We start from the raw sequence: 7,200 nt of genomic DNA on the forward strand, positions 1-7,200 counted from the left end.
TTAGACGACTGTCTAAAACATTATGTTTTATTTAAATAAAAGTAGAAACATACCCCTGTGTCGGTATTATAAACCCCATACTCGACATCATGTAATAGTAAGATGTTTTTGGAAATAGCAAGTCCTAGTCCTGTCCCTTCCTTCGAGCGTTGATTCTTATCCCCCTGGTAGAAGCGATCCCATACCTTTTCCAATTGATCTGGATCAATAGAGCTACCTTCATTTTCTATAGTTATTTTTACTTTACTATCCTCTTCATTTGTATTGATGGTTATATTCCCTGATTCAGGGGTATGACGAATCGCATTGGTTACGAAATTCGTTACTACCTGTTCGATCCAATGTTCATTCGCAACTACCTCAATAGGCTCTACGTTCACGTGCACATGTAACTCCTTGTCATGCGCCTTAATTAGCAATTGCTGGTAAACATTATGAATCAGTTCGTCTATACGAAAGACTTCCATTTTCATTTTATATGTTCCTGATTCAAACTTAGCCAGCTCCAGCATATCAACAATTAAGCGATCCATGCGGTTAACTTCCTGACTCATCGCTGCGAAATAATATTCCCTTTTATCCTTCGCTACACCATCTTGTAGGATGTCGATACAGCTTTTCATAATACTTAAAGGTGTTTTTAACTCGTGCGACACGCCAGCGATAAAGCTTTTACGTGTTAGTTCTAATTGCCTTTCCTTCTCGATATCCTGCTGTAATGCTCGTATATAGGAATGTAACGTATCCGAAAGGGAATTGATATTCTTAGCCAGTTCACCGATTTCATCCTTAGACTTCACTGGTACTCGTTCTTTAAAATCTAAATTAGCTATCCGTTTTGCTGTATTATTGATTTTTAATAATGGGCTAGCTATTTTTTTCGAATAATAAAATGCCACTAACAAAATTAATACGAGGACGCCAAGAATAATATAGATGTAGTAATCCTTCATCATCTCTACAGCTTCATCAATCGGCTGTAGGGATGCCATCGTAAAGAAATAGATGGTCTCACCATTGCTATCTTTTTGCTCGTTGATTAATACTCGATAATTTATTCCATTTTCCTCATATTCTAGCTCATCAGATAAAGGAACCTGAGTACGGTTAAAAATCAAATCAATTTGAAATTGCTTAATTCGTTCCAAAAATAGTCGATTGGATAGTGTTGAAGCATATAAAAGACTATTATTACTTGGTATGTGTATGTCATCAATACTTCCATATATTATTTGGTTTACGATTTTCTTGGAATCCTTATGTTTTTCTGCTTCTGCAGCAAGTGCAGTATTTTTCCAAAAACTCACATTATCAATTCCGCCATTTAGCAGATAAAAAGGATTTTGTGGTTCATACACAACTTCTTCTGTACTAACAATGAGTTCATACGGATAAATCTCATCATCCTTTTCTATCCCATGAATTTCAATTAGGCGATTTTCTTTTCCATCAAAAAAATCGAGCTGGTCATTTTCATTATACGTATCCTCTAGGTAGGAAATAGGGATGACAAACTGTTGATCTGTATAGGTAACCAATTCGTCTTCTAATACAAACCCTTGATCTAATTGCACAGAATAGTCTTTTGTCCCGTTAATATAACCATGTTTGTCCAGTACAGCAATCCATGCATTGTTTTCTTGATAGAATTGTTGCTCTAGCTCTTGCCGTCTTATTTCATCTTCATCAAGCTTTTGATAATCTACGATGAATGAATCAACGGCTTGTGATAGCTGATTCAGTTTATTGTTCGCATAATAATCTTCAAATAGGATCGTTTGACCAATAAAAATACTCGCCAATATTAATATACACAGTCCTGACGTGAGCAAGAATAATTTCACTACAATGCGATTTCTCATTCTAGCTCCTCAAATTTATATCCTGCACGTACAATGGTTTTGATTTGATTGGCGCATTTCCCTAATTTGTGTCGTAAGTTACGGATATGCGTATTAATCGTTCGATCATCCCCAGCAAAATCGTATCCCCAAATTTTAATAATTAATTGCTCTCTGGATACGACGATGTTTTTATTTTTCATTAGATAGGTTAATATTTCAAATTCAGTATGGGTTAACGTAATGTACTCATCCTCAACCTTAACAGAATGGGAACGGAGGTCTACTTCGAGATGCTTACTCGTCAGGACTTCATTATTTTCGGGTACGCTATGTCCACCTTGCGAGGTGAGTAAGCGCTTTGCCCTTGCTAGCAGAACTCGTGGACTAAATGGCTTTGTTACATAATCGTCTGCTCCTAGTTCGAATCCTAATAGGGTATCCTCTTCATCTGATCTTGCTGTTAGCATAATGATGGGCACGGTGGACTTTTCACGTATTTTCTTACATACGGACCATCCATCCAATTCCGGCATCATCACATCAAGAATGACTAGATCAACTGCTAAACTTCCAAATAAAGTTAATGCTTCCTTCCCATTTTTTGCCTCTAACACCTTATAACCCGCATCGACAAAATAGTCCTTATTAATCTCTCTTAGTATATCTTCATCTTCCACAATTAATATTGTTTCTTTCATAGAACCCATCCTTGTTTAACCTTAATAAACCCCAAACACTAAATTCTACTTAAACATTAAAATTATATCAATTTCATGTAAAGATTAGATAAAGAAAATAAAGTTGATTGGTAGAAACTCCATAAATAACAGATCAACAGATCGCTTTAATCCCTTTATCGATAAGGGTTTTCACGCTGTCTACTTAATTAGTATTTTTTTCCTTTGTTACTCTCAAAGCATTTAGCAGGGGTTTGCTTTTTCCCTATTTAGTCTATATCCTAATTAATGCGTACATAGAGACTTATTTTTATTAGGTTTCATCATTATAGCATTGCTTATTCCAAGGAATTGGTCACATTTCTTTTTATACTACTTTTCACAGGACTAGTTTATGGGAATAATTCAATAAGGACAATTAATTCAATTGCCATCCTACGTAAAGGAGGGGACATGGATGACGCTAAATATAGAGAACGAAATCACATTGGCTATTATCCAAGCCTTAAAAGATGGAAAGAAAGAGACATTCCAAGAAATTATTGATGAATTGCAGCCGTATGATTTAGCGCAGCAATATCTTCAATTAGCTCCTAAATATCGAAATAAGTTTATTCTCTACTTGTCCATTGAACAACTAACAGACTTTATCCAGGAGTTAGAGAATGAAGAGCAGTTAGATGTGCTACATAAAGTAGGGATTGAAAAATCAACTAAAGTTCTGGATTTAATGGAAAATGATGATTTGGCGGATCTACTAGCAAATGTAGAGCCGGAAAAAATGGAAGAACTGTTATCAGAAATGAAGCAGGAAGAATACCAAATCGTCCAAAACTTAATGAATTATCCTCCCGAGACTGCCGGTAGGATTATGAATAACCGCTATGTATGGATACCAAGGAACTATACTGTTCGTGAGGCAGTCGATAAGCTAAAGCATTTTGCAGAGCTGGCTGAATACCTTAACTATCTCTATGTCATTGATGAGAATAAGCATCTTATCGGTGTTGTGTCGTATAAAGATTTATTGCTGGCAGATTTGCAAGATAAGATTGAGGACATTATGTATAGTAGAGTCGTGAAGGTCGATGCACTAACAGACCAGGAGGAAGTTGCTAAGATAATTTCGCGGTACGATTTTGTCTCCATTCCAGTTGTGGAAGAGGAGAATAAATTAGTAGGGGTTATTACGGTCGATGATATTATCGATGTCGTCATTCAAGAAGCGAACGAAGATATTGAAAAATTATCTGCCTCTGGTAAAGCGATTGACTTCAATACGAAGCCTCTCGTAGCTGCTTCTCGGCGATTACCTTGGTTAATTTTACTACTCTTTATTGGGCTTATTTCAGGTAGTATCATTGATGGCTTTTCTGCAACGCTAGAAAAGTCAGTTGCACTCGCATTCTTTATGCCAATGATTGCAGGGATGACCGGTAATACAGGAACCCAATCACTTGCAGTAGTCGTAAGGGGACTTGCATCAAAAGACTTGAATTTTAAACAAGTCATCAAGCTAATCGCCCGTGAGTTGTGGGTAGGTATCATGATTGGGATTATCTGTGCCATCATGATTACGATTATTGCCTATTTGTGGCAAGGTAGTCTAACACTAGGCTTGGTAGTGGGGAGTTCGTTATTAATCACGTTAATTATTGGAACATTAGCAGGAACGATTATCCCATTAATTCTATATAAATTTAAGGTCGATCCTGCCGTCGCATCAGGACCGCTAATTACAACGATCAATGATATTTTATCCTTACTGATTTACTTCGGGATTGCGACGATGTTCATCACGCAGCTGATGTGATCAGGAGAATATAGTCTTTTGAAGCAACCCTAATCCATTTACTAAAGTCTAGTGAGTGGATTAGGGTTTTTTAAATTGGTGGAGTCATGTATTTATTTGATCACTCTTCTTAATGAATCATCTTCATCTTTATCCCCAGTGTTTTACATTTTGGAGAGTCCGTAAATGAAAAAACTAAATAATAAACTAATGGTTGTTAAGCCTGCTACCGGAATAGCAAAAACTTTATTACCTTTAAATTCATAAATAGCTGTAATGGCACCTGCCCCGCACAAAACTAACCACACAGGCAAGAATATAGCATCTGCAATATTCGTTGGTAGTAAAGCATAACCACTAGTTAAGAAAAATACCCAATGAAGTAGCAACAGCCCTACTATGACATAAGAAATCTTTCGAGGTGGTCTTCTGTTCTCATTCTTTCTCGCAGCGATAATTATTGGAATAGTAATGGTTGAAATGAAAATGATACTTATAACCATAAAAAATATGAGAGAAATCCCCATGACGTCCACTTCCTTTCATTTTAAACAATTCTCCCATTTCATTCTGACCTTCATTGTCTAGTCAGGTCGATACTCCAGAATATCCCCAGGCTGACAATCCAATGCCTTGCAAATCGATTCTAGGGTTGATAACCGAATCGCCTTGGCCTTACCATTTTTTAAAATAGATATGTTGGCCATTGTAATTCCTACTTTTTCGGATAACTCTGTTACACTCATTTTTCTTTTAGCTAGCATCACATCTAGATTGATTATAATTGCCACTGTTTTCACCTCAGACCGTTAAATCATTTTCTGCTTTTATATCTAACGCATTTCTCAACAATTTCTGAAGAACCATCGCGAAGACTGCAATAACAAGAGAACTAAACATAATGGTAAATCCGATAATTGCAATTCCTGGGTGTAAAGCATGTTGGGACAAGAAATAGATCATCCCTATTACATATATGATGCTGATCATAATGGCACAGTATTGTATATATTTTAAGGACGTTACAGACATTTCCGAAAAGGCATGGTTATGATCAATATAAGTTAAAAGCTTCAATGCCTGATAAATCGCAAATACAAATGGTATCACGGTTATGTACAAACCAAATAATACAGGAAACTTCAGATAAGCAAACTCAGGATACATTTCTGCCGTATCGTTTGCCAACCTTGGCAAATAAAATATTGCCAAAGCAAGTACTATAATCCCAATAAGATAAACAGCTATCCTTAAAAAGATCGTTTTCCCTCGTTCCATAAAAGCACCTCACTTATCTATTATCAATGTTACTTTACCATCTTGTTTATCGTTTTACAATAAAATTTTATTAATAATTGATGTGTTTTTATTGATTTCCTGATTCCCGTGATGAGATTAAAGGAATTTAGAAGTAATAGTCGAATATCTAAATAGGATCCAAAAAACAAAGGAGAGAGGTTGTATGTTGGAAAAAGGGCAACTTATAGTTTGGGAGCCTCTTACGAATAATCCCTTTAGTAGATTTGATAATCCAATGAACTTAGTAAACATGCATTATGAAGGGAATTTTATACTAGTATTTGAGGAATTCAATGGTTCGAAGGAGTATACCTTCACTTACGGGAAAAATAAATCTAATCTTAATTCAGTCATTACGTTTCGCATACTTGATGAAATAGCCAGAACAGATATTGAAAAGCTTATTTCAAGAGTAGGCAAAGATAGAGAAACACAAGGATTAAGTAAACTAACTTACGAGCCAACTTTTTATAAAGTAAAGAATTCGTCTTATTTATCCTGGTATAAAGGGATTAATCCTGTTTTATTTGATATCCATCCCTCTGTTGAACATCATTTGTATATAACATCTGAGTTTATGATTGATGTACTGAGTGAACAAGAGCCATTTATCACGATTTCTACTAAAAAATAATGGGGGATATTTTCATGTTAATCAAAAGGAAAACACCAGCTGATTGGATATGGTTCTTCGTTTTTTTCTTCATCATCGTTGGGGGTTCTGTATTCCATGTATTATTTTTCACACCAAAGAACTCACTTGAAATGTATCAAGAATTACATTTTGCTGATAGCTTTGAAGATGTACAAAGCCATATATTAGATGGCTATGAGAATAACTTTACAGAAGAGGACTTCACCTATATTCAAGCCAATACAGCAAATAGAGTAGGACAGTTCACACTTATGGAGTTCGGTGAAATGTCCTATGTGATTATGACTTCTCCTGGGACGGAACGGTTAAAGATTCTTGCGGTAGAAGCGTTACCGGAGGATGTTAGGGAGTTCTTTTTAGAATTAGGAACTGAAGAATTTTAAATTTATACTTGATTCATTTGTGAAGAGGGAAGAGGGAGTTAGGATGGGTTTACACGAGATGCCGTTGAAATACAACAATGTAGCATTCCAGCATCTGTTTTGACAGTGTAATTTTCCAACGTAATAAATGGGTATATCTTTATGTAAATTATTAGAATGTTATGTTAAAATGTATTTAAAGATGGTAAGGGGAAATCCCCCTTTTTATCTTTTCAAGGTCAATATCCAAAATCATACAGAAAGTTAATAACATTAACGGGGCCCTTTTTATTAAGGTTTCACAAAATATAAGAAGCTAAAAAGAAATTGCAGTTTCTCCAAGTTAAATAAAAAAGATTATTTGCAAATTTTTAAGGAAGGTTTCTCGTTGAACTAACTAGGTAGTTATGTTTAACGGAGGGGATAAAATGAGTAAAAAGAAATATTATTTTATAATGATTCCTATATTTATAGGGCACTTACCCCCAAAAGTTAGAGTAGTATATCTAACTTTTGGGGGTGTTTTTTATGTCCAAATATAGTGAGGAATTTAAAATAAAGCTTGTTATTG

Annotated in this window: 8 protein-coding genes; 3 read left to right on the forward strand and 5 right to left on the reverse strand. The window is 35.4% G+C overall.

The window, feature by feature from the left end; translation table 11 throughout:
* Positions 1-20: 20 nt before the first annotated feature.
* Together ACSKT4_RS12845 and ACSKT4_RS12850 are read right to left on the reverse strand one after the other, a co-directional pair.
* Entirely contained in the window at positions 21-1,862 is a 1,842-nt protein-coding gene (locus ACSKT4_RS12845) for a sensor histidine kinase (RefSeq protein WP_186867994.1), read from the reverse strand.
* Positions 1,859-2,542 carry a response regulator transcription factor gene (locus tag ACSKT4_RS12850; protein WP_211740914.1) on the reverse strand — a complete coding sequence of 228 codons (684 nt, stop codon included), beginning with the start codon at positions 2,540-2,542 and terminating at the stop codon, positions 1,859-1,861. The genes ACSKT4_RS12845 and ACSKT4_RS12850 overlap by 4 nt, the downstream gene beginning before the upstream one ends.
* Before the next feature lie 436 nt (positions 2,543-2,978).
* Between ACSKT4_RS12850 and mgtE the strand changes: the two genes are divergently transcribed.
* On the forward strand, positions 2,979-4,334 hold the full coding sequence (mgtE, locus tag ACSKT4_RS12855; RefSeq protein WP_186867992.1) for a magnesium transporter: 1,356 nt from the start codon (positions 2,979-2,981) through the stop codon (positions 4,332-4,334).
* Positions 4,335-4,477: 143 nt separating this feature from the next.
* On the opposite strand, the gene ACSKT4_RS12860 is transcribed toward mgtE, so the two are convergent.
* The 3 genes from ACSKT4_RS12860 to ACSKT4_RS12870 form a co-directional block, all read right to left on the reverse strand.
* Positions 4,478-4,816 carry a hypothetical protein gene (locus ACSKT4_RS12860; RefSeq protein ID WP_465823528.1) on the reverse strand — a complete coding sequence of 113 codons (339 nt, stop codon included), beginning with the start codon at positions 4,814-4,816 and terminating at the stop codon, positions 4,478-4,480.
* 81 nt (positions 4,817-4,897) lie between these two features.
* Entirely contained in the window at positions 4,898-5,104 is a 207-nt protein-coding gene (locus ACSKT4_RS12865; RefSeq protein ID WP_465823529.1) for a helix-turn-helix domain-containing protein, read from the reverse strand.
* A gap of 10 nt (positions 5,105-5,114) precedes the next feature.
* On the reverse strand, positions 5,115-5,591 hold the full coding sequence (locus tag ACSKT4_RS12870) for a DUF2975 domain-containing protein (protein ID WP_465823530.1): 477 nt from the start codon (positions 5,589-5,591) through the stop codon (positions 5,115-5,117).
* A 184-nt stretch (positions 5,592-5,775) separates the two neighbouring features.
* Between ACSKT4_RS12870 and ACSKT4_RS12875 the strand changes: the two genes are divergently transcribed.
* Together ACSKT4_RS12875 and ACSKT4_RS12880 are read left to right on the forward strand one after the other, a co-directional pair.
* Positions 5,776-6,246, forward strand: coding sequence for a hypothetical protein (locus ACSKT4_RS12875; RefSeq protein WP_186867988.1), 471 nt, complete (start codon positions 5,776-5,778; stop codon positions 6,244-6,246).
* Positions 6,247-6,260: 14 nt separating this feature from the next.
* On the forward strand, positions 6,261-6,650 hold the full coding sequence (locus ACSKT4_RS12880; protein WP_186867987.1) for a hypothetical protein: 390 nt from the start codon (positions 6,261-6,263) through the stop codon (positions 6,648-6,650).
* Positions 6,651-7,200 lie beyond the last annotated feature (550 nt).

The sequence above is a fragment of the Ornithinibacillus liuyingii genome, from assembly GCF_055550225.1.

Coding starts and splice junctions, on each gene's coding strand:
- ACSKT4_RS12850 (WP_211740914.1), bottom strand. CDS start 2,542: ATGAAAGAAACAATATTAATTGTGGAAGATGAAGATATACTAAGAGAG.
- mgtE (WP_186867992.1), top strand. CDS start 2,979: ATGACGCTAAATATAGAGAACGAAATCACATTGGCTATTATCCAAGCC.
- ACSKT4_RS12860 (WP_465823528.1), bottom strand. CDS start 4,816: ATGGTTATAAGTATCATTTTCATTTCAACCATTACTATTCCAATAATT.
- ACSKT4_RS12875 (WP_186867988.1), top strand. CDS start 5,776: ATGTTGGAAAAAGGGCAACTTATAGTTTGGGAGCCTCTTACGAATAAT.
- ACSKT4_RS12870 (WP_465823530.1), bottom strand. CDS start 5,591: ATGGAACGAGGGAAAACGATCTTTTTAAGGATAGCTGTTTATCTTATT.
- ACSKT4_RS12880 (WP_186867987.1), top strand. CDS start 6,261: ATGTTAATCAAAAGGAAAACACCAGCTGATTGGATATGGTTCTTCGTT.
- ACSKT4_RS12845 (WP_186867994.1), bottom strand. CDS start 1,862: ATGAGAAATCGCATTGTAGTGAAATTATTCTTGCTCACGTCAGGACTG.